The organism is Mesorhizobium sp. M8A.F.Ca.ET.218.01.1.1, assembly GCF_004791165.1.
In the GTDB taxonomy this organism is placed as follows: domain Bacteria; phylum Pseudomonadota; class Alphaproteobacteria; order Rhizobiales; family Rhizobiaceae; genus Mesorhizobium.
This window is the reverse complement of record NZ_SRUZ01000001.1, coordinates 475,101-495,545: the sequence shown is the minus strand read 5'-3', so window position 1 is coordinate 495,545 and position 20,445 is coordinate 475,101. Positions and strand designations below refer to the sequence as shown.

20 protein-coding genes and 1 other RNA gene are annotated in these 20,445 nt (G+C 63.1%); 15 read left to right on the top strand and 6 right to left on the bottom strand.

Annotated features, from left to right (window positions below; all coding sequences use genetic code 11):
- Positions 1-44: 44 nt before the first annotated feature.
- The 3 genes from EN861_RS02390 to EN861_RS02380 all read right to left on the bottom strand — a co-directional run bounded on the left by EN861_RS02390 (position 45) and on the right by EN861_RS02380 (position 4,622).
- On the bottom strand, positions 45-1,913 hold the full coding sequence (locus tag EN861_RS02390) for an extracellular solute-binding protein (RefSeq protein ID WP_135862137.1): 1,869 nt from the start codon (positions 1,911-1,913) through the stop codon (positions 45-47).
- A 14-nt stretch (positions 1,914-1,927) separates the two neighbouring features.
- Positions 1,928-3,805: an extracellular solute-binding protein gene (locus tag EN861_RS02385; RefSeq protein WP_135862135.1), complete on the bottom strand. Its 1,878-nt coding sequence runs from the start codon at positions 3,803-3,805 to the stop codon at positions 1,928-1,930.
- Between the two features lie 169 nt (positions 3,806-3,974).
- Complete coding sequence (locus EN861_RS02380) at positions 3,975-4,622, bottom strand: cytochrome c family protein (RefSeq protein WP_127870715.1); 648 nt, start codon at positions 4,620-4,622, stop codon at positions 3,975-3,977.
- 194 nt (positions 4,623-4,816) lie between these two features.
- Between EN861_RS02380 and EN861_RS02375 the strand changes: the two genes are divergently transcribed.
- Both EN861_RS02375 and EN861_RS02370 read left to right on the top strand, forming a co-directional pair.
- Entirely contained in the window at positions 4,817-5,545 is a 729-nt protein-coding gene (locus EN861_RS02375) for a 3-deoxy-manno-octulosonate cytidylyltransferase (RefSeq protein ID WP_127870716.1), read from the top strand.
- Positions 5,546-5,554: 9 nt separating this feature from the next.
- Complete coding sequence (locus EN861_RS02370; RefSeq protein WP_127279079.1) at positions 5,555-6,418, top strand: prephenate dehydratase; 864 nt, start codon at positions 5,555-5,557, stop codon at positions 6,416-6,418.
- Between the two features lies 1 nt (position 6,419).
- On the opposite strand, the gene EN861_RS02365 is transcribed toward EN861_RS02370, so the two are convergent.
- The 3 genes from EN861_RS02365 to EN861_RS02355 are packed head-to-tail and all read right to left on the bottom strand — an operon-like array spanning position 6,420 to position 8,160.
- Positions 6,420-6,719, bottom strand: a complete 300-nt coding sequence (locus tag EN861_RS02365) for a Dabb family protein (RefSeq protein ID WP_015314049.1) — start codon at positions 6,717-6,719, stop codon at positions 6,420-6,422.
- A gap of 27 nt (positions 6,720-6,746) precedes the next feature.
- On the bottom strand, positions 6,747-7,688 hold the full coding sequence (gene nudC / locus EN861_RS02360) for an NAD(+) diphosphatase (RefSeq protein ID WP_135862133.1): 942 nt from the start codon (positions 7,686-7,688) through the stop codon (positions 6,747-6,749).
- A gap of 52 nt (positions 7,689-7,740) precedes the next feature.
- On the bottom strand, positions 7,741-8,160 hold the full coding sequence (locus EN861_RS02355; protein ID WP_135862131.1) for an HIT family protein: 420 nt from the start codon (positions 8,158-8,160) through the stop codon (positions 7,741-7,743).
- Between the two features lie 144 nt (positions 8,161-8,304).
- On the opposite strand from EN861_RS02355, the gene ffs reads away from it, so the two are divergent.
- The 13 genes from ffs (at position 8,305) to EN861_RS02290 (ending at position 20,438) form a co-directional block, all read left to right on the top strand.
- Positions 8,305-8,401, top strand: an RNA gene (gene ffs, locus EN861_RS02350) — signal recognition particle sRNA small type.
- Positions 8,402-8,503: 102 nt separating this feature from the next.
- Positions 8,504-10,333 (top strand): DNA polymerase III subunit gamma/tau, encoded by a 1,830-nt coding sequence (locus EN861_RS02345; protein WP_135862129.1) that lies wholly within the window; start codon positions 8,504-8,506, stop codon positions 10,331-10,333.
- Positions 10,334-10,364: 31 nt separating this feature from the next.
- Positions 10,365-10,688 carry a YbaB/EbfC family nucleoid-associated protein gene (locus EN861_RS02340; protein ID WP_135862127.1) on the top strand — a complete coding sequence of 108 codons (324 nt, stop codon included), beginning with the start codon at positions 10,365-10,367 and terminating at the stop codon, positions 10,686-10,688.
- A gap of 13 nt (positions 10,689-10,701) precedes the next feature.
- Positions 10,702-11,109 (top strand): hypothetical protein, encoded by a 408-nt coding sequence (locus EN861_RS02335; protein ID WP_127280301.1) that lies wholly within the window; start codon positions 10,702-10,704, stop codon positions 11,107-11,109.
- A gap of 227 nt (positions 11,110-11,336) precedes the next feature.
- Positions 11,337-12,356 carry a cell wall hydrolase gene (locus EN861_RS02330; RefSeq protein WP_135862125.1) on the top strand — a complete coding sequence of 340 codons (1,020 nt, stop codon included), beginning with the start codon at positions 11,337-11,339 and terminating at the stop codon, positions 12,354-12,356.
- Between the two features lie 90 nt (positions 12,357-12,446).
- A complete protein-coding gene (gene recR, locus EN861_RS02325) occupies positions 12,447-13,052 on the top strand; it encodes a recombination mediator RecR (RefSeq protein ID WP_127280959.1) in 606 nt (201 codons plus the stop codon).
- A gap of 25 nt (positions 13,053-13,077) precedes the next feature.
- Positions 13,078-14,364: a lytic murein transglycosylase gene (locus EN861_RS02320; RefSeq protein ID WP_127280960.1), complete on the top strand. Its 1,287-nt coding sequence runs from the start codon at positions 13,078-13,080 to the stop codon at positions 14,362-14,364.
- A gap of 262 nt (positions 14,365-14,626) precedes the next feature.
- Complete coding sequence (locus EN861_RS02315; protein ID WP_135862123.1) at positions 14,627-16,270, top strand: ABC transporter substrate-binding protein; 1,644 nt, start codon at positions 14,627-14,629, stop codon at positions 16,268-16,270.
- A gap of 18 nt (positions 16,271-16,288) precedes the next feature.
- The gene (locus EN861_RS02310; protein WP_127278745.1) at positions 16,289-17,350 is read left to right on the top strand and encodes an ABC transporter permease; all 1,062 of its coding nucleotides are present in this window, start codon (positions 16,289-16,291) and stop codon (positions 17,348-17,350) included.
- A gap of 196 nt (positions 17,351-17,546) precedes the next feature.
- A complete protein-coding gene (nikC, locus tag EN861_RS02305; RefSeq protein WP_127278746.1) occupies positions 17,547-18,473 on the top strand; it encodes a nickel transporter permease in 927 nt (308 codons plus the stop codon).
- Positions 18,470-19,315, top strand: a complete 846-nt coding sequence (locus tag EN861_RS02300) for an ABC transporter ATP-binding protein (RefSeq protein WP_127278747.1) — start codon at positions 18,470-18,472, stop codon at positions 19,313-19,315. The genes nikC and EN861_RS02300 overlap by 4 nt, the downstream gene beginning before the upstream one ends.
- The gene (locus EN861_RS02295; protein WP_127278748.1) at positions 19,312-20,061 is read left to right on the top strand and encodes an ABC transporter ATP-binding protein; all 750 of its coding nucleotides are present in this window, start codon (positions 19,312-19,314) and stop codon (positions 20,059-20,061) included. Before EN861_RS02300 ends, EN861_RS02295 begins: the two co-directional genes overlap by 4 nt.
- Before the next feature lie 38 nt (positions 20,062-20,099).
- Positions 20,100-20,438, top strand: a complete 339-nt coding sequence (locus tag EN861_RS02290; protein WP_127278749.1) for a hypothetical protein — start codon at positions 20,100-20,102, stop codon at positions 20,436-20,438.
- Positions 20,439-20,445: the final 7 nt, after the last annotated feature.

The following is a 20,445-nucleotide window of genomic DNA, read 5'->3' as shown; positions in this document are numbered from 1 at the left end:
TGCCGGCAGGCAGGTGAGGGGCAGCGCCAACGCCCGCAAGAAATTCAGCCTTTGCCAATTTTTGCCGCCTTGCCCTTATCGAACCACCACAGCGCCTCGACCGGAAAGCCGAAATCGGGCTTCTGCTCGACAAAGCCGAACATGTCCCAATAGGCGACGCGGTGATTCGCCAGATAGTATGTTGGAATCCAGTCTAGCCGCGCGCGCAAGACCCGGTCGAGCGCTCTCAGCGCCGTGACGAGTTCTGCGCGGCTTTGCGCCTTGCCGGCCGCCACGATCAGCGCGTCGATGGCCTTGCTTTTCGTACCCGGATAATTGCGCTGCCCCGGTGTGTCAGCCATCCGGGAATCATAGAGCATTTCCAGCCCGTCATCAGTCGGTGTCGCTCCGATCGACCAATGGAGCATGTTGAGATCGAAGTCGAAATCGCTCTGCCGCTGTTCATATTGCGCTGAGTCGACTTGCCTGATCGATGCGTCGATTCCGATCGCCTTCATATTCTCGGACCACGGAGTGTAGATGCGAACGATGCCGTCATCCTCCGCCAGCATTTCAACCCGCAGCCGCTCACCCTTGTCGTTGACGAGGAAACTGCCCGCGCGCTTCCAGCCGGCTTGCGCAAGCAACCGCGAAGCCTCGCCCAGCTGCTTGCGGTCATGGCCCGAACCGTCGGAGAGGGGCTGCGTTACGGCTTCACCAAAGACCTCTGGCGGCAACTCGGCACGGAACGGCTCCAGCAGGGCCAATTCCTCAGGCGAGGGCAGGCCTTCGGCTTTGTAATCCGACCGTTCGAAATTCGATTGAGCGCGTTCGTAAGAGCCGTAAAACAACGCCCGCTTCATCCACTCGAAATCGAAGCATCTGGCGATCGCTCGTCGCACCCGTTCGTCGCGAAATTGCGGGCGACGCTGGTTAAGCGCGACGCCCTGCATGTCCGGCGTCTTTTCGCCGGGAAATTCCCGTTTGACGACCTTGCCGTCCTTCAACGCTGGAAAGTCGTATCCGGTCGCCCAGACACGCGCGGTGAATTCCTCGCGAAAATGCGTATCGCCCTTTTTGAAGGCCTCGAATGCCGCCTGCCGGTCGAGATAGAAGTCGATGCGGATACGGTCGAAATTGTACAGACCGCGGTTCACCGGGAGATCGCGGCCCCAATAGTCGGCCACGCGGTCATATTCGACAGTCTGTCCGGCCGCGACGCGTCCGATCCTGTAGGGCCCCGAGCCAAGCGGCGGTGTCATCGTTGAGGCATCGAAATTGTTGGCCGTATAAAAGGCCTTGGACACGATCGGCATTCCGACGACCGCTAGGATGTTTTGCGCGGACTGTTCGCCATTGAAGGTCAGGGCAAGGGTGACGGGATCGACCGCGACCGCCTCCGTCATATGCCGCAGCGCCTTGGAAAGGTTCGGGTGGCCTTGGTCCTTGTACAGCTTCAGCGCGGAGGCGACGTCTTCGGCGGTCAGCGGCGAGCCGTCATGGAAACGCGCTTGCGGCCGAAGCGCGAAGCGGAAGCCGTTGCGGTCTTGCGACAGCGTGACGGACTCGGCAAGCAGGCCGTAGACCGCATCCGGCTCATCGAGCGCGCTTGCCATCAGGGAATCGAAGCAGAGTTCGGCGCGCGGCGGCGCCTCTCCTTTCAACACCAGGAAATTCAGTGTGTTGAAAGTCAGGAAGCTCTGATTGAGGGTTGCGCTGGGCGGCGCGAAATTCATCTGGCCGCCCTTGGGCGCGTCCGGATTGACGTAGTCGAAATGAGTGAAATCAGGCTTGTATTTGAGGTCGCCGAAGGCGGACAGACCGTGCAGCTTGATCCCGGTGGCAATGTTTGCGAAAGCCTTGCCCGGCAACAAGGCGGCGGCAGTGGCAGCTGCGCCAAGAGCGAGAAAGTCGCGGCGGGGCAGGGCCGTCATCGATTGCCGCCCCATCAATTACCGCCTTTGTATTTGGCCGCCAGCGCTTTTTCCTTGTCGAGATCGACCCACCAGGAATCGATATCGGCGCCGACATAGGCAGGCTGCTTGTCGGGGAACTTGAACTTGTTCCAATAGGCCAGCCAGACGGCGGAACGGTAATATTGCGGCACCACGTAGAAGTTCCACAGCAGGATGCGGTCGAGTGCGTGGGTGGCGGCGACGAGATCATCGCGATCGGTGGCGAAGATGATGCGATCGACCAGCACATCGACGATAGGATCCTTGATGCCCATCAGGTTGCGCGAACCGGGCGCGTCGGCGGCCTTGGAACTCCAGAAATCGCGCTGCTCGTTGCCAGGCGACTCCGACTGGCCGAACAGACCCGTCACGACATCGAAATCGAAATGGTTCACGCGGTTGATGTACTGCGTCTGATCGATGATGCGCAGGGTAGCGTCGACGCCGATCTTGCGCAGGTTGGCAATGTAGGGGCTGGCGATCACCTGGTCGGTGTCGTTCCAGCCGAGGATCTCGAACTTGAACGGTGAGCCTGTCTTGGCGTTGATCATCTTGCCGCCCTTGATGACCCACCCGGCCTTGGCGAAGAGATCGACGGCCTGCTTCAGATACTTCCGCTCCGCTTGCGGCGAATCGTAGACAGGCAGCTTGAACTCCTGAGTGAAGAGTTCCGGCGGCAGCTTGTCGCGGTATTTTTCCAGGATCTCCAGCTCCTTGCCCTGCGGCAATCCGCTGGACGCCAGTTCGGTACCCTGGAAATAGCTCGATGTGCGGGTATTGAAGCCGAAGAACAGCGTGCGATTCATGCTCTCGAAATCGAATGGTATGGTCAGTGCTTCGCGGACCAGCCGATCCTGGAACAGCGGCCGCCTCTGGTTGAGAACAAAGCCCTGCATCGGCTGTGGCGACTGTGTCTGGAAGTCCTTCTTGATGACGTCGCCTGCCTGAATGGCCGGGAAATTATAGGCCGTCGCCCATTTGCGAGAACTGTATTCGCGGTTGATGTCTTCCAGCCCACCTTTCGTGAACGCAAGCCAGGCGGCATTGTCGTCGAGGATGTAGGTGTATCGGCGCGTGTCGAAATTCTCGCGGCCGATCTTTACCGGCAGCTTAGCCGCCCAATAGTCCGGCACGCGCTGCCAGACGATTTCCGAACCGGGTTTGAAGCTGGCGATCTTGTAGGCGGCCGAGCCGAGCGGGATTTCCAGCGTCGGCTTGGTGACATCGCGCTTCTTGCCGCTGGCATCGGTGCCCTCCCACCAGTGTTTCGGCAGCACGGCAAGGTCGCCCATGATCTTGGGCAGTTCCCGGTTGCCCTTCTGGTTGAAATGGAATTCGACCTCGCGATCGGAGATGGCGACCGCATCGGTGACGTTCTCGAAATAGCGGCTGTATTGCGGGCTGTTGGCCTTCAGCACCTGGAACGACCAGATCACATCGTCGACGGTGATCGGCTGGCCATCATGCCATTTGGCGCGCGGGTCGAGCCGGTAAGTCGCCGAGGAATAGTCAGCCGGGTATTTGTAGGCGTCGGCGATCAGGGGATGGCTGACGCTGCCCTCATCGGTCGCCTGTTCCATCAGCGTGTCGTAGAGCAGGCCGCCGCCGAAGCCGACAAGACCCGCGGCAGGCGATCCCTGGACGACATAGGGGTTGAAGCTGTCATAAGTGCCGAGCAGCACCGAATTCAGCGTGCCGCCCTTGGGCGCGTTCGGATTGACGTAGTCATAGTGCTGGAAATTGTCGCCGTATTTGGATTGGCCGATCAGCGATGAGGTTGTCCGCCACTCGTCGGCCCGGGTCGTCTGCAACCCTGCTACCAGCAGGGCCGCCGCCAGCAGCGACTTGAGAAGCGTTCGGCCAACCGTCATGCACTCTCCCTTTCGCGATGCGTGCCAGATCATCCAGAAGGGCGATCCTAGATGATTTGACGCTCGTGAAAACCGCAATGCGCCGGCTTTGTCGCCGCACCGCGCATTTTCCCAACAAAAAAGCCGGGCTGAACCCGGCTTTTTCAAGGACGTCGAGATGACAATCCGGTTATTTTGCCGGCGCTGCCGGAGCGGCCGGCGCCGCGGGCTTGGCCGGTGCGGCGCCGTCAGCCGGCTTGGCGGGCGCGGAGGCGTCAGCAGCGGCGCCCGGTGCCGGCAGCGGCTTGGGATTGTCCGACAGTGTGCGCAGATAAGCGATGACGTTGGCGCGGTCCTCGTCCTTGGGCAGGCCGGCAAAGCCCATGGCCGTGCCCTTCACGAATTTCTTCGGCGAAGTGATGAAGTGGTTGATGTTGTCGTAGGTCCACTTCTCTGTGCCGCCCTTGGAGAATTCCTTCATGCCGGCCGAATAGGCGAAGCCTTCATGCTCGGCGACAGGGCGATCGACGAGATCCCACAGATCCGGGCCGACCTTGTTGGGGCCGCCCTTTTCGCCTGAATGGCAGGCCTGGCACTTCTTGAAGACGGCAGCACCGGCCTCGACATTGGCGGTCGCCAAGAGGTCGGCGATCGGCTTGGCTTCGGCGGCTGGAGCGGCAGCGCCGCCTTCGGCGGGCTCCGCAGCCTCGATGGCGAAGCCGGGCTTTTCCGGCGCCGGCGAGGCAAACAGCGCGTCCGACACAATGCCGACCGAGAAGACGACGAAAACGGTTCCGAGCAATCCGGCGAGCAGCTTGTTGACTTCGTTGGAATCCATACGCCCCTTGCTCCCTTTTCCGGCGGACCGAACCGTCCACTCCGTCCGTCGGTATCGAGACCTGCCCTCCAGGGCCGGTCAAATCGGGCGGAAACTAGGTCTTTTGCTCCAGCGTTGCAACACCTATAAGGGCGCTGCCAGTGAGACCTTTTGCCACTTTTCCTTGTCCTCTTTTCGAACGCCTCGCCAGACCGATGTCCACCTTGATCCTGATCCCGGCCCGCATGGCCTCGACCCGCCTGCCGGGCAAGCCGCTGGCCGACATTGCCGGCGCCCCGATGATCGTCCATGTCGCGCGCCGCGCGGCCGAAGCCGGGCTTGGCCGGGTGGTGGTGGCGACCGACACGCAAGGCGTGGCCGAAGCGGTGCGCGCGCATGGTTTCGAGGCGGTCATGACGCGCATCGACCATGAATCGGGTTCCGACCGCATCCACGAAGCTCTGTTGGCGCTCGATTCCCGAGGCGAGGTCGAAACGATCGTCAATGTGCAGGGCGACCTGCCGACCATCGATCCCGGCATCATCGCCGCGTCGCTCAGGCCGTTCGAGGACGCCGCGGTGGATATCGCCACGCTCGGCGTCGAGATCGTCCGCGAGGAGGAAAAGACCAATCCCAACGTCGTCAAGATCGTCGGGTCGCCGCTGTCGGCCACGCGGCTGAGGGCGCTATACTTCACCCGTGCTACCGCGCCCTGGGGCGAGGGGCCGCTCTATCACCATGTCGGTCTCTACGCCTATCGGCGCGCGGCGCTGGAACGCTTCGTCGCGCTGAAGCCGTCGCCGCTGGAGCGCCGCGAGCGGCTTGAGCAGTTGCGGGCACTGGAAGCCGGCATGCGCATCGACGCCGAGATCGTGCAGTCGCTGCCGCTCGGCGTCGACACGCCTGAAGACCTGGACCGCGCCAGGGAAATCCTTTCAAACTGAGATATCGGCATGCCTGAAAAGACCAACAGAATATCCTTCCAGGGCGAGCCCGGCGCCAATTCCGACACCGCCTGCCGCAACGTCTATCCCTCGATGGAGCCGTTGCCGTGCCCGACCTTCGAGGACGCCTTCAATGCCGTCGAGACCGGCAAGGCCGATCTCGCCATGATTCCGATCGAGAACACCATCGCCGGACGCGTCGCCGACATCCACCACCTCCTGCCGGAATCCAGGATGCACATCGTCGGCGAATATTTCCTGCCGATCCATTTCCAGCTGATGGTGCTGCCCGGGGTCAAGCGCGACGAGATCAAGACCGTACACACACATATCCACGCGCTCGGCCAATGCCGCAAATACATCCGCAAGAACGGCTGGAAGGGAGTGGTCGCCGGCGACACGGCGGGCGCCGCCAAAATGATCTCCGAGGTCAAGGATCGCACCATGGCCGCGCTGTCGCCGGCGCTGGCCGCGACGCTCTACGGGCTCGACATCATCGAGGAGAATGTCGAGGACACCGACAGCAACGTCACCCGCTTCGTCGTCCTGACCAAGAGCAAGCAATGGGCCGAGCGCCCGTCACCCGACGTCAAGATGATGACGACCTTCATCTTCCGCGTCCGCAACGTGCCAGCCGCGCTCTACAAGGCCATGGGCGGCTTCGCCACCAACGGCATCAACATGACCAAGCTGGAGAGCTACCAGCTCGGCGCCTTCACGGCGACGCTGTTTTACGCCGACATCGAGGGCCATCCCGACGATCCGCTGGTCAAGCTGGCGCTGGACGAGCTTCGCTTCTTCTCGCGCGAGGTGCGGATTCTCGGCGTCTATCCGGCCAGCGAGTCGCGCGAGCAGTGGAAGGTGGCGGATTGAGCTACCAGCCCAGCGGCACGTAGTCGATTTCCATGAAGGTCTCGACCTCCGGCACCCAGCGGTCGCGCACGAAGGCGACATGGTCGGGATGGTCGTTGTACCTGGTGTAGGCGGCCTGGTCGGCGAACTCCATCGAGAAGCCGAACTGATAGTCGTTCTTGGGGCTGACCTGCCGCAATTGCTCGAAATGCGTGACGCCCCGGATCGCCGAGAGGATTTTCCTGGCGTCGACGAGAAACCGCTTTTCCTCCAGCGAGTGCGGCGGATGCTTCAGCGTGAAGACGACGGTGTGACGGATCATTTGTCTCTCCTGCAATGACTTCGATGACTATTCGCTGTCGACCCAGGCGCGGATGAGGTGATGCGCGATGGCGCCTTTCGGCGGGGTGACCAGCGTGTCGGGATGCGTGCGGTCCAGCATCAGGCGAACCTCGTCGCGCAAAAACCAGCGGCAATCCTCCAGTTCGTTGAGGTCGGCCTGGATGTCTTCGTTGAGCGGCTCGCCGAAGCATCCGATCATCAGCGAATAGGGGAACGGCCAGGGCTGGCTCGCGTGGTAGACGACGCGGCCGAGCCGGATCCCGGCCTCCTCCAGCGTCTCGCGGCGCACCGCCGCCTCGATCGTCTCGCCGGGCTCGATGAAGCCGGCAAGTGCCGAATACATGCCCGGCGCGAAGTGCCGGCCACGCCCGAGCAGGCATTTGTCCCGCGTCGCCGTCAGCATGATCGCCACCGGGTCGGTGCGCGGAAAATGCTCGGTGCCGCAATTCGGGCAATGGCGCTTGTAGCCGCCCGCCCGCATCTGCGATTGTGTGCCGCATTTGCTGCAGAAGCGGTGGCTGGCGTGCCAGGCGAGCAGGGCCGCCCCTTGTGCCATCGCGCCGGCGGCGGCCTCGTCGATCAGTCCTTGCATATAGACCGAGCGGTAATCGATCGCCTTGACGGTTTCGGGCAACTGTTCGGCATCGATGCCGGCCAGCACCGCCAGCACCGGCCCCTGTTCGGAAAACCCGAGCAGGACGCCCTGGTCGAAGGAAGGGCTGAAGGGATCGCTCTCGGCGATGCGGTACCAAGGGTCGAAACCGCCATCGGCGAGTTTCAGGTAGAGCCGGCCGCCATTCATCAAAAGCAGCCGTGTCGTCGGATCGGCCAGCGCCTTGTCGACCGAATCGTCGGCGCGGTTCTCGGATTGCCGGTCGATCGTGTTGCCGGCAAAGCCGACGAACTGGCTCGGCTCGCGCGGGGGCGCGTCAAACAGGCGGAAGCTCATATGGACTCTGGTGCTTTGGGATGGACATGCTTGGGATAGACACAGGGAAGGCTTATAGCGCTGCCCTTATCGTTTCGGCAAACCGGCGCAGGTCGGAGCGCTGATAGGGCTCGCGCAGGCCATGCCCCCACACCGGGCCGGGCCAGCCGGGATCCCCCTCGGATCGTGCGACGACATGGATATGCAGTTGGCGCACGATGTTGCCGAGCGCGCCGGTGTTGATCTTGGTGCAGCCGCTCACCTTCTTCAGCGCCTGCGCCACCATATTGGTCTCGAAGGTCAGCATCGCCTGGTCGAGCGGCGTCATATCGTGGATCTCCTCCGCGCCCGGCCGCTGCGGCACCAGGAGCAGCCACGGCCAGCGACGGTCGTTCATCACCCGCAATTCGCACAGCCCAAGCCACATCAACTGCTCGCTGTCAGCCTCCAGCCGGGCATCCAGCGTGAATCCGGCCTTCAGGCCCGGCAGCATCGGCGTTTCCCTTGCTTTTCTTGGCTTCCTCAAACCCTGAACGCTAAAGCGGCTGCATCGGGGCTGCAAGCGAATCTCGCGGTTCGCGGTGCCGATTTGCCTGCGCACTTGCATTTCGTCGCGCAATTGCCGATATGGACAGCGGGAGGTTGGTGGTGGACGATCCACTCGCCAACCGGGTCAGGTCCGGAAGGAAGCAGCCCTAACGAGCCCGGAACGGGTCATTGTTCCAGCCTCCCACCTCATCGGCCCTCCTCGCGACATTGACGACGCATTGCAGCGCGGGCGAGACTATGCGCAGGAATCGGCGCTTTGGGCGCGGCCTTTTGGAGCTTAACGGCGAATGAGCGAAGCCGGAAATTCGGGGCCCGATAGTTTGGCGACAGGCAAGGCCGCGGCCTACCGTGTGCTGGCGCGCAAATACCGTCCGTCGAATTTCTCCGAGCTGGTCGGCCAGGAGCCGATGGTGCGCACCCTCACCAACGCCTTTGCCACCGGCCGCATCGCCCAGGCCTGGATGCTGACCGGCGTGCGCGGCGTCGGCAAGACCACCACCGCGCGTATCCTGGCGCGAGCCCTGAATTATAAAACCGCCACCGTTGATCAGCCCTCGGTCGACCTCGCCGTGCTTGGCGAGCATTGCCAGGCGATCATGGAAGGCCGCCATGTCGACGTCATCGAGATGGACGCCGCCTCGCACACCGGCATCGACGACATCAGGGACATCATCGAGCGCGTGCGCTATGCGCCCGTCTCGGCCCGCTACAAGGTCTACATCATCGACGAAGTGCACATGCTGTCCACGCAGGCCTTCAACGGCCTGCTGAAGACGCTGGAAGAACCGCCGCCGCACGTCAAATTCATCTTCGCCACCACCGAAATCCGCAAGGTTCCGATCACCGTCCTGTCGCGCTGCCAGCGCTTCGACCTGAGGCGCATCGACGCCGGCGCGCTGGTCGCGCATCTCTCCTCGATCGCCGGCAAGGAAGGCATTTCGGTCGACGACGACGCTCTTGCGATGATCGCGCGCGCGGCGGAAGGTTCCGCCCGCGATTCGCTCTCCATTCTCGACCAGGCGATCGCCCATGGCGCCGGCTCGGTCAGCGCCGAGGCCGTGCGCGCCATGCTGGGGCTGGCCGACCGCGCCCGCATCGTCGATCTGTTCGAACATGTGATGAAAGGCGATGTGGCGGCGGCGCTCGGCGAATTCCGCGCGCAATACGACACCGGCGCCGATCCGGCCGCCGTGCTGACCGATCTGGCCGAGTTCAACCATCTGGTCACCCGGCTGCGCTTCGTGCCGACCGCAATGGACGATGCCTCGCTGTCGCAGGACGAGCGCCAGCGCGGCGCCGATTTCGCCAGGGCGCTGTCGGTGCGCGTGCTGTCGCGGACCTGGCAGATGCTGCTCAAGGGCATTCCCGAGGTACAGTCCTCCAACCGGCCGGTCAGTGCCGCCGAAATGGTGCTGATCCGGCTGGCGCACGCCGCCGATCTGCCGACATTGGACGAGGCGCTGAGATCGCTGGAGAGCGGCGCCTCGGCCACCGGCGCCGCGCCGCGTCCGAACGGCGCTCCCGTGAACCCTGGCAATGGCGGTCCTGGCGGCAATGGGGCCAGCGCCGTGGCGCAGGCGCGCATGCCTGGCGGCTCGGGCGGCGCGCAGACCATGCGGCTGGTCGAGGCCGCGCCCGCTCCGGCCGCCTTCGTCGCGCCCCCGCAGCCGGCGCCGGAGACGCAAGCCGTACCGCTGAAATCGCTGGCCGACATCGTTGCCCTTGCCGACGCTCAGCGCGACGTCGCCTTCAAGGTGCTGGTCAAGCGCTGCATCCGTCTGGTGCGCATCGAACCTGGCCGTATCGACGTCGGCCTGACCGACGATGCGCCCAAGATGCTGCTCAACGAACTGACGACGAAACTGCGCGCCTGGACCGGCCGCAGCTGGCTGGTGTCGCTGTCTAAGGAGGAGGGCGGCCAGACGCTGGCCGAAATGGAATCGACGAAGCGTGAAAACGCTTTCCTCGATGCCAGGAACGACCCGACAGTCGCCGCCTTCCTGACCCGCTTTCCCGGCGCCAAGATCATCGATGTGCGCATTCCCGACACGCCGGATGCCGAAGCGAGCGAGGCCGAAATGCCGGTCGAGCCGCCGGCCGATGACGACGAACCCTGATATCCAGCACTAATCCGCAAAGGATCGGACCATGAAAGATCTTCTCGGCCTGATGGGCAAGGCGAAGGAAATGCAGGCCAAGTTCCAGGCCATGCAGGATGAGATCGCCACGGTCGAAGCCGTCGGCCAGGCTGGCGGCGGCCTGGTCAGCATCATTTTGAGCGGAAAGTTCGACATCAAGTCGCTGAAGATCGACCCGTCTTTGTTCAAGGAAGACGAGGTCGAAATCGTCGAGGATCTGATTCTTGCCGCGCACAATGACGCCAAGGCCAAGGTCGAGCAGATCATGCAGGAAAAGACCAAGGCGCTGACCGCTGGCCTGCCCATCCCGCCAGGAATGAAACTGCCTTTCTAGCGCTCGGTGCGCCATGATCGACGAGCCGTCCGAAAGACTGATCGAGCAGCGTATCCGCAACAGGATCTACGAGATTCTGGAAATCCTCGCCGATTGCGATGCCGGTGTCGATCTGGTCGGCATCAAGGGCTACTTCAATCTCTTCGAGGATTTCGTGCACCGCCCCTCGATCGAGGCCGGCACGTCGGCGCTTTCGAAGGACGAACGCGCGATCGTGCTGGAAATCGCCGAATTCCTGGAGGCGGCCTCCGAAACGAATCCTGATTTCACCAAGGCCGAGTTCATCGACAGCGACTGGCCAGGCAAGATCGCGCCGGCGGCCAGGGAGGCGCGGGCGCTGTTTCTCGGGCGGGGCCTGTTTTCAGAGAAGGTCGAAGAGGTCGAACCCGGTCGGTCGGCGGCAATCGCCGCCGGGCGATAGGCTTTCCCGCGAAAGGCGCATAGCGTTTCCCCAAGGGAATTGCGGCGAAACGAAGAGAGAGCGGTCATCATCTGTGTGAAACGACGGCTCGATCTATCTGGAAAGCCGCAATTTGTGTCAATTCGGCAACAGTCTGCCGTTAATAACGTTTTGGCCATCATTTTGCCCGAAAGTGTCTCATTCTTGCCGCAGCCTGGGGGCGGGCATTGAAGTGAGAGGGTTACCTGTTGATCGCCACGCGATGGAAGACGCCGCTGTTGCTCGGCGTCGTCACGTCTCCCCTTTTCTTGGCCGCTTGCAGCCAGACCACCTCGCACGGCATGTCGGTTGCGAGCCTGACCGACGCCATCACGCCGAGTTTCCTAAGTTCGCGCGCCTACAGTCACACGCCGAAGGACAGGGAATGCCTGGAACGGGCGATGTTCTTCGAATCCAACCGGTCGAGCCGCGATGGCATGATCGCCGTCGGCACGGTGGTGATGAACCGGCTGCGCTCGGGCAACCACGGCAGCACCATCTGCCAAGTGGTGGGTGAACCCGGGCAGTTCGCGCCGGGCGTCATGACCCGATCGATGAATTCGCGCGCAATGCCCGATGTCGAGGAGGCCGCCGACGCCGTGCTCAAGGGCGAGCGCAAGGCCAAGCTCAAGAACACGATGTATTTCCACACCGCCGGTCTGCGCTTCCCCTACAAGAACATGCACTACACCATGGTTGCCGGCGGCAATGCCTTCTATGAAAAGCGCGGCCGCAACTGGCAGCCGCTGCCGGATGAACCGACGGTTGCCATTGCCTCGGCCGAGCAGCCAGCCGCCTTGCCAGGCGTGCCTGCGGTGCGCGTCGCTTCCGCCGAGCCCGTACCTGCGGCCAAGACATCCGCTCGCACCGCTCCAGCCCAGCAGGTCTACATGACCGCCGCGGCGGAGCCGACACGCCCCGGCAAGACGGCAACCGCCCGCACCGCTGCGGCCCAGGAGACCTATGTCACTGCGTCCGCGGCGCTGACGGCCAAGTCCGCACGCGTCTCGGCGAAGCCGACACTGGTCGCCATGCAGGAGCCGATGGAGGAGCCGGATGTCGCTCGTTTCGGCGGAACCTTGACCGGCGGGGCCTCGAACAAGAGGGTGATCTCCTCGGTTGAGGGCGAGCCACAGGAAGCGGCGATGGGCTTCCAGTCGACGCCTGAAAACACCGACGCGATAGGCGCGATGATCGTCAGCCAGGGCCGCCCGCTCGAAACCAACTGATGCGTGTCGCAAACCCGCAATGGCAGGATGGCGGGACATTCGCGGACGCCGGATGTTTCAAAGCGCTCTGAAAAATCCTAGATCAGGGCGATGTCCAAGCGAATCGCCGGTCCCGAGATCGAACGCCTGATCCAACTCCTGGCCAAGGTGCCGGGGCTTGGCCCCCGTTCGGCCAGGCGCGCGGCACTGCATCTGATCAAGAAGAAGGAACAGTTGCTGTCGCCGCTCGCCGCCGCCATGGGCGAGGCCGCCGACAAGGTGCGCATCTGCTCCACCTGTGGCAATGTCGACACCTCGGATCCTTGCATGATCTGTACCGATCCACGCCGCGATGCCGCCACCTTGATCGTCGTCGAGGACGTCTCGGATCTCTGGGCGCTGGAGCGGGCGGCGGCGATGAATGTGCGTTACCACGTGCTTGGCGGCACGCTGTCGCCGCTCGACGGCATCGGCCCCGATCAGCTCAACATCCGCTCGCTGATCGACCGCATCGCCGGCGGCGAGGTCAAGGAACTCATCCTCGCCGTCAACGCGACGGTCGAGGGCCAGACTACCGCGCACTACCTCACCGATCAACTCTCCGGCTTCGAGGTCAAGATAACACGGCTGGCGCACGGCGTACCGGTCGGCGGTGAACTCGACTATCTCGACGAAGGCACGCTTGCCGCGGCGCTGCGCTCGCGGACGGCGTTTTGACACGATTGCGGAGAGGATGCGCACGATGATTGCCACGCATCTTTCGAAGCTGGTGGTGCACGCTACAGAACGCGGCTTTCGCAAGTTCAGCTTTGCATTCTTTCTTGCAGCGCTCTTTGCCCTCATCGCTGCCCCCGCGTTCGCCTCCAAGATCGACGACCAGTTCAGGACCTGGCTCCAGACCGATCTCTGGCCCGACGCCAAGGCGAAAGGCATTTCCAAAAATACGTTCGACGCCGCGTTCAACGGCATCAAGCCCAATCTCAATCTCCCCGACCTTGTCATGCCAGGCGAGAAACCGAAGACGCCGCAGAAGCAGCACCAGGCCGAGTTCGGTTCTCCCTGCGCCTATTTTGCCGAGAAGACGGTTCGTGCGGTGACATCGGGCGGGCGCACCCGCGAAGCCGCCAATGCCCGCACGCTTGCCGCGATCGAAGAGCGCTATGGCGTGCCGGGCGGAATCATTCTGGCGATCTGGGGCCGCGAGACCGGCTTCGGCGCGGCGAAGATGCCCTACGACGCCTTCGAAGTGCTGGGCACCAAGGCGTTCATGTCGACGAAAAAGGATTTCTTCCGCACCGAACTGCTGGCGGCGCTGGAAATCGTCCAGCGCGGGCTGGCCCCGGTCGGCGCGATGAAATCGTCCTGGGCCGGGGCGCTCGGCCAGCCGCAATTCATGCCGACCTCTTTCCTCGAGCATGCGGTCGATTTCGACGGCGACGGCCGAGTCGACATCTGGAATTCGACGCCCGACGTGCTGGCCTCGATCGCCAATTATCTTGTCCATTATGGCTGGGTGAGGGGACGCGGCTGGGGTTTCGAGGTGATCGTACCTGAGAGCGTCTCCTGTTCGCTGGAGGGCCCGGACCAGGGCAAAAAGATCTCGCAATGGGCCGCCATGGGCATTGAGCGCGTCGGCGGTAAAGCCTTCCCGGCGAGCGAGCTGAAGGCGGAAGGTTTCCTGCTGATGCCGGCCGGGCGCAGCGGCCCAGCCTTCATCGCGACTCCCAATTTCTACGTGCTGAAACAATACAACACCAGCGACCTCTACGCGCTGTTCATCGGCCATGGCGCCGACCGCATCGCCCATGGCGATCAGAATTTTTCCGGTAGCTGGGGTCCGGTCGGCGATCTCCACCGCTCCGACATCGCCACCCTGCAGCGGGCCCTGGAAGCCAAAGGCTATGATGTTGGCAGCGCCGACGGTCTGCCCGGCTTCAAGACCCGCCGCTCGATCGGCAGATGGCAGGAAAAGAATGGTCAGGCCGCCACCTGTTTTCCCGATGCCGGCCTGGTCGCCGCGCTGAAATAGCATCGAATTTTAGCAGATTTTTCCCGATCCCCGGCATCATTTGGCCGGCGCATGCGTCGACACGCCGCTGTGTATTCTGATCCACTGAGGCCGTCTCGCAAATCCTCGTTGCCGGGCTGGGAGTCGCCGGATAAGGTGTTGACCAACTGGACAAAAACCACGACGGTAGCGAGTCAAGGGCTTTCATTGGAGCCCTGAAAGAACACCGCAACCCTGAGCCGGGAACTCAGGTCAACAAACAACAAAACAGGGAACAATCATCATGATGATGGAAAAGCTTGCTCTACGATCCCGCATCTTGCTGGCGGGCGCCGCCATGTCGGCGCTGCTTCTGGCCGGAGCGCCGGCTGGCGCGGTCACCCCCGCCGACACGCTTGTCGAAGGTTTTGCCATCGACGACATCATCTCGATGGATCCGGGCGAGGCGTTCGAGCTGTCGACCGCCGAGGTCACCGGCAACACCTATGATCTTCTTGTCCGCCTCGACCTCAGCGACACCTCCAAGGTCAAGCCCGATCTCGCCGCAAGCTGGACCGTCTCCGACGATGGCCTGACCTATACGTTCAAGCTCAAGCCGGGCCTGAAATTCGCCTCAGGCAACCCGATCACCGCCGCCGACGTCGCCTGGTCGTTCGAGCGCGCCGTCAAGCTGGACAAGAGCCCCGCCTTCATCATCGGCCAGTTCGGCATTAGCGGCGACAACGTCACCGAAAAGGCCAAGGCGGTCGACGACACCACCTTCCAGTTCACCGTCGACAAGGCCTATGCGCCAAGTTTCGTGTTGAACTGCCTGTCGGCCACCGTTGCCTCCGTTGTCGACGCCAAGCTGGTCAAGGAACATGTCGCGGCGGTCACGCCGAGCGCCGACTACAAATGGGACAACGACTTCGGCAACGCCTGGCTGAAGACAGGCTATGCCGGCTCGGGCGCCTTCAAGCTGCGCGAATGGCGTGCCAACGAGGCCGTCGTCCTGGAACGCAACGACAATTACTACGGCGAAAAGGCCAAGCTCGCCCGCGTCATCTACCGCAACATGAAGGAAAGCTCGGCGCAACGCCTGGCGCTCGAGGCCGGCGATATCGACGTTGCCCGCAACCTCGAACCGAACGACCTCGACGCCATCGCCAAGAACGCCGACCTCACCTCGACCAGCGCGCCCAAGGGCACCGTCTACTACATCAGCCTCAACCAGAAGAACCCGAACCTCGCCAAACCCGAGGTGCGTCAGGCCTTCAAATATCTGGTCGACTATGATGCGCTGGGTTCGACCATCCTCAAGGGCATCGGCGAGATCCACCAGACCTTCCTGCCCAAGGGCGTGCTGGGCGAACTCGACGAAAACCCCTTCAAGCTCGACGTCGCCAAGGCCAAGGAATTGCTGGCCAAGGCCGGCTTGGCGGACGGCTTCAGCGTCACCATGGACGTGCGCACCGGCCAGCCGACCACCGGCATGGCGGAATCCATCCAGCAGACGCTCGGCCAGGCCGGCATCAAGCTGGAGATCATCCCTGGCGACGGCAAGCAGACGCTGACCAAATACCGCGCACGCAACCACGACATCTATATAGGCCAGTGGGGCCAGGACTATTTCGATCCGAACTCCAATGCCCAGACCTTTGCCTCGAACCCGGACAATTCGGATGCCGGCAAGTCCCACACGCTCGCCTGGCGCAATGCCTGGGACATTCCGGACCTGACCAAGCAAACGGAAGCAGCCCTGCTTGAGAAGGATTCGGGCAAGCGCGCCGATATGTACAAGGATCTCGAGAAGAAAATCCTCGACACCAGCCCCTTCGTCGTCATCCACCAGCAGCTGGAAGTTGCCGGTCTGCGCAAGAACCTCAAGGGCTTCGCGCTCGGTCCGAGTTTCGACACCAACTTCGTCGGGCCGGTCTCCAAGGAATAGTGTTCGCGGACACGCCGCATGAGCACGATTGAAAACGAAAGCGGGCGCGGCAGCGCCCGCGCCGTCGCCCTTGCATCATCGCTTGGCCGCTTCCTGGTCATTGCGGTGACGACCTATCTCGGTCTTCTCGCGGTCACTTTCTTCATTGGCCGCGTCATCCCGATCGACCCGGTGCTGGCCGTGCTCGGCGACCGGGCACCCGCCAATGTCGTGGAGCGAACGCGCCGCGAGATGGGCCTCGACCTGCCGTTGATCGAGCAGTTCTACATCTATGTGAAACATGCGCTGAGCGGCGATTTCGGCATCTCCGTGCTGACCACCAATCCCGTCATGACCGACATCCGCCGCGCTCTTCCCGCAACGACGGAACTGGCGACATTGGGGACACTGATCGGCGCGCTGTTCGGTGTGCCGCTGGGAGTGCTGGCCGCGGTCAAACGCGGTAGCCTCGTCGATCAGATTGTGCGCATCATCGGCCTGATCGGCTATTCCGTGCCCATCTTCTGGCTGGGCCTGCTGGCCCTGGTGCTGTTCTACGCCAAGCTGCAATGGGTGGCCTTCCCGGCTCGGCTCGACGTCGTCTACGAATACACTTTCACGCCGGTCACCGGCTTCTACCTTCTCGACTCCGCGATGCAGGGGCAGTGGGATGTCTTTTACGACGCCTTCCGTCACATCATCCTGCCGGCCTCGCTGCTCGGCTATTTCTCGCTCGCCTATATCAGCCGCATGACGCGCTCGTTCATGCTCAATGAACTCGCCCAGGAATACGTCGTCGCCGCGCGCGCCAAGGGCCTGTCGGAAACCCGTATCATCTGGGGCCACGCGCTGCGCAATGCCGCCGTGCCGATGGTGACCGTGATCGCGTTGTCCTATGCCGGGCTGCTCGAGGGCTCGGTGCTGACCGAGACCGTCTTCTCCTGGCCGGGCATCGGCCTCTACATCACCAACTCGCTGCAGAACGCCGACATGAACGCCGTGCTCGGCGGCACCATCGTCATCGGCTCGGTGTTCATCGGCATCAATCTCCTGTCCGATCTTCTCTACCGCGTGCTCGACCCGAGGACGAAGACCGGATGAGCAGAGGTATCGCGCTTTCGGGCTTGGCTGCGGCAAATCACCCCCACTCCGGCCCTTCGGGCCACCTCTCCCCCTGTCCGGGGGAGAGGAAAAGGCAGCCGCACGCCTGGCGCCTTTCCTCTCCTCCATCGACCGGGGGCGAGATGGTCTGCGAAGCAGACCGGAGTGGGGGTCGACGGCTTCAAGAGGCATCGTCATGACCGTCTCCGACGCCCGCCCCTTCTCCCGTCTCGAATGGTTGTTGTCGGAGCGGCCGGCATCGCGGATGCAGGCAAGGCTCGGTCGCGCCTATGTCGCCTGGCGGCGCTTTTCCGCCAATCGTTTGGCCTTTGTCGGCCTGCTGATCATCATCGCTCTGCTGCTCGTCGCCGCCCTTGCCGGTGTGCTGGCGCCGTATTCGCCGACCTTCGGCGACCTGAAGAACGCGCGTCTGCTGGCGCCGAGTGCCCAGCACTGGTTCGGCACCGACGATCTCGGCCGCGACATCTATTCGCGCATCCTCTACGGTTCGCGTTGGACGCTTTATGTCGTCGTCCTGGTCGCCATCATCGCCGCACCCATCGGGCTCCTGGTCGGCACCGTCGCCGGCTATGCCGGCGGCTGGACCGACGCGATCCTGATGCGCGTCACCGATATCTTCCTTGCCTTCCCCAAACTGGTGCTGGCGCTGGCCTTCGTCGCCGCCCTTGGCCCCGGCATCGAGAACGCCGTGCTGGCGATCGCCATCACCTCCTGGCCGCCCTATGCCCGCATCGCGCGTGCCGAGACGCTCACCGTGCGCAACTCGGACTACATCAAGGCGGTGCAACTGATGGGCGCCTCTCCCTTCCGCATCGTGTTGCGCCACATCATGCCGCTATGCATCTCCTCGCTGATCATCCGCGTGACGCTCGACATGGCCGGCATCATCCTGACGGCCGCGGGCCTCGGCTTCCTCGGCCTTGGCGCGCAGCCGCCGCTGCCGGAATGGGGCACCATGATCGCTTCGGGCCGGCGCTTCATCCTCGACCAATGGTGGGTGGCCGGTGCGCCGGGCTTCGCAATCCTGATCGTCAGCCTCGGCTTCAACCTGCTCGGCGACGGCCTGCGCGACGCGCTCGATCCTCGGAGTGGCGACCAATGAACGGCCGAACTGGGACCCTGCTTGAGGTGGATGACCTGCGGGTCACCTTTCCGACCCGCACGGGCATGGTCGAGGCGGTGCGCGGCGTTTCCTTTTCGCTTGGCCGGGAACGCCTCGGCATCGTCGGCGAGTCCGGGTCGGGCAAGTCGCAAACGGGCCGCGCCATCATGGGCCTGACGCCGCCGCAGGCCCGGATATCGGCCAATAAATTGACCTTCGACGGCATCGACCTGCTCGGCATCTCGCCACGCCAACGCCGCGCGTTGCGGGGCAACCGCATCGCCATGATCCTGCAGGATCCGAAATATTCGCTCGACCCGGTGATGAGCATCGGCCGCCAGATCGTCGAGACGCTGCGCACGCACGAAAAGGTCGGCAAGGCCGAGGCGCGCGAGCGTGCGCTGGCCATGCTCGAGGCGGTGCAGATCCGCGATCCCAAACGCGTCTTCGACCTTCACCCGCACGAAGTGTCGGGCGGCATGGGCCAGCGCGCCATGATCGCCATGATGCTGATCGCCGGGCCGGAAATGATGATCGCCGACGAGCCGACCTCGGCGCTCGACGTCACCGTGCAGCTCGATGTGCTCGGTATCCTCGACCGGCTGGTCGCGGAGCGGGGCATGGGACTGGTCTTCATCTCGCACGATCTGCGCCTGGTTTCCTCCTTCTGCGACCGCGTCATCGTCATGTATGCCGGCAAGGTGGTCGAACAACTCAAGGCCTCGGAACTCAGCCAGGCCCAGCATCCCTATACGCGCGGCCTGCTCAACTGCATGCCCAAGATCGGCGCCGACCGTCACCCGCTGCCTGTGCTCGACCGCAAGCCGGAGTGGGCGGCATGACATCAGCGATTGCCGTCGACACGCTGGAGGTGATCTTCGACCGCTTTCGCGCGCTGAAGGGCGTCAGCCTTGATGTACAGCCGGGTGAATCCTTCGGCCTGGTCGGTGAATCCGGTTCCGGGAAATCGACATTGCTGCGAGCCATCGTCGGTCTCGCGCCGGTCGCCTCGGGCAGCATCGCCGTCAACGGCAAGACGCTCGGCGCGCGCCGCGATAAGGCCTTTTACCGCGAAGTGCAGATGGTCTTCCAAGATCCGTATGGGTCGCTGCACCCGCGCCAGACGGTCGACCGCCTGCTGCAGGAGCCGCTCGCCATCCACGGCTTTGCCGACGGCGAAAAGCGCATCGAGCGCGCGCTCGACGAGGTCGGCCTCGGCAACGGTTTTCGCTTCCGTTACGCGCACCAGCTCTCGGGCGGCCAGCGCCAGCGTGTCGCGATCGCCCGCGCGCTGATCCTCGAGCCCTCGATCCTGCTGCTAGACGAGCCGACCTCGGCGCTCGACGCCTCCGTGCAGGCGGAAGTGCTCAACCTGCTGGAGGAAGTCCGGCGGCGGCGCAAGCTGACCTTCCTGATGGTCAGCCACGACCTCGCCATCATCACCCATATGTGCGAGCGTCTGATGGTGATGCAGGGCGGCGAGGCAGTGGAAAATCTGGTGGCAAACGATCTGGTCGAGCGCCGTGTGACAAAGGATTATACGCGCAACCTGCTGCGAGCCAGCGACGGGTTTGTAAGAACCGCCTGAATTCGCTCTTCCTGTGCACAGACCAACGGGGGAATTCCATGGGGGAATGGAAGTTTGCAGATCCACCCAATGTCGCGGTGCTATCGGACAAGAGTATATTCAAATCTGACGATTGGATCGCATACGTCGTGCATGAAGCTGACCACGACGACATCTACAACGAAGAAGGTGGCAGCTGGCAGTTTCACAGCAGCGACACTCGAGATCGGAACGAACGTGAGATAATGCTCGTCGGCCTGCAGGAGGTGGTTCGGCGGGATGAAAGCATCTTGGCGTTGGCCGATTTGCCGAAAGGTTGGCATGCTTGGCGCAGCTCCAAATCGTCGCCTTGGCAGCGCGCCAAATCACTCCCCTCGCCCTCCAACGATAACGAGTGATACTGCA

Coding starts and splice junctions, on each gene's coding strand:
- EN861_RS02295 (WP_127278748.1), top strand. CDS start 19,312: ATGACATCAGCGATTGCCGTCGACACGCTGGAGGTGATCTTCGACCGC.
- nudC (WP_135862133.1), bottom strand. CDS start 7,688: ATGAGCTTCCGCCTGTTTGACGCGCCCCCGCGCGAGCCGAGCCAGTTC.
- recR (WP_127280959.1), top strand. CDS start 12,447: ATGTCCAAGCGAATCGCCGGTCCCGAGATCGAACGCCTGATCCAACTC.
- EN861_RS02315 (WP_135862123.1), top strand. CDS start 14,627: ATGATGATGGAAAAGCTTGCTCTACGATCCCGCATCTTGCTGGCGGGC.
- EN861_RS02335 (WP_127280301.1), top strand. CDS start 10,702: ATGATCGACGAGCCGTCCGAAAGACTGATCGAGCAGCGTATCCGCAAC.
- EN861_RS02365 (WP_015314049.1), bottom strand. CDS start 6,719: ATGATCCGTCACACCGTCGTCTTCACGCTGAAGCATCCGCCGCACTCG.
- EN861_RS02370 (WP_127279079.1), top strand. CDS start 5,555: ATGCCTGAAAAGACCAACAGAATATCCTTCCAGGGCGAGCCCGGCGCC.
- EN861_RS02345 (WP_135862129.1), top strand. CDS start 8,504: ATGAGCGAAGCCGGAAATTCGGGGCCCGATAGTTTGGCGACAGGCAAG.
- EN861_RS02310 (WP_127278745.1), top strand. CDS start 16,289: ATGAGCACGATTGAAAACGAAAGCGGGCGCGGCAGCGCCCGCGCCGTC.
- EN861_RS02375 (WP_127870716.1), top strand. CDS start 4,817: ATGTCCACCTTGATCCTGATCCCGGCCCGCATGGCCTCGACCCGCCTG.
- EN861_RS02380 (WP_127870715.1), bottom strand. CDS start 4,622: ATGGATTCCAACGAAGTCAACAAGCTGCTCGCCGGATTGCTCGGAACC.
- EN861_RS02385 (WP_135862135.1), bottom strand. CDS start 3,805: ATGACGGTTGGCCGAACGCTTCTCAAGTCGCTGCTGGCGGCGGCCCTG.
- EN861_RS02390 (WP_135862137.1), bottom strand. CDS start 1,913: ATGACGGCCCTGCCCCGCCGCGACTTTCTCGCTCTTGGCGCAGCTGCC.
- EN861_RS02340 (WP_135862127.1), top strand. CDS start 10,365: ATGAAAGATCTTCTCGGCCTGATGGGCAAGGCGAAGGAAATGCAGGCC.
- EN861_RS02355 (WP_135862131.1), bottom strand. CDS start 8,160: ATGCTGCCGGGCCTGAAGGCCGGATTCACGCTGGATGCCCGGCTGGAG.
- EN861_RS02290 (WP_127278749.1), top strand. CDS start 20,100: ATGGGGGAATGGAAGTTTGCAGATCCACCCAATGTCGCGGTGCTATCG.
- EN861_RS02320 (WP_127280960.1), top strand. CDS start 13,078: ATGATTGCCACGCATCTTTCGAAGCTGGTGGTGCACGCTACAGAACGC.
- nikC (WP_127278746.1), top strand. CDS start 17,547: ATGACCGTCTCCGACGCCCGCCCCTTCTCCCGTCTCGAATGGTTGTTG.
- EN861_RS02300 (WP_127278747.1), top strand. CDS start 18,470: ATGAACGGCCGAACTGGGACCCTGCTTGAGGTGGATGACCTGCGGGTC.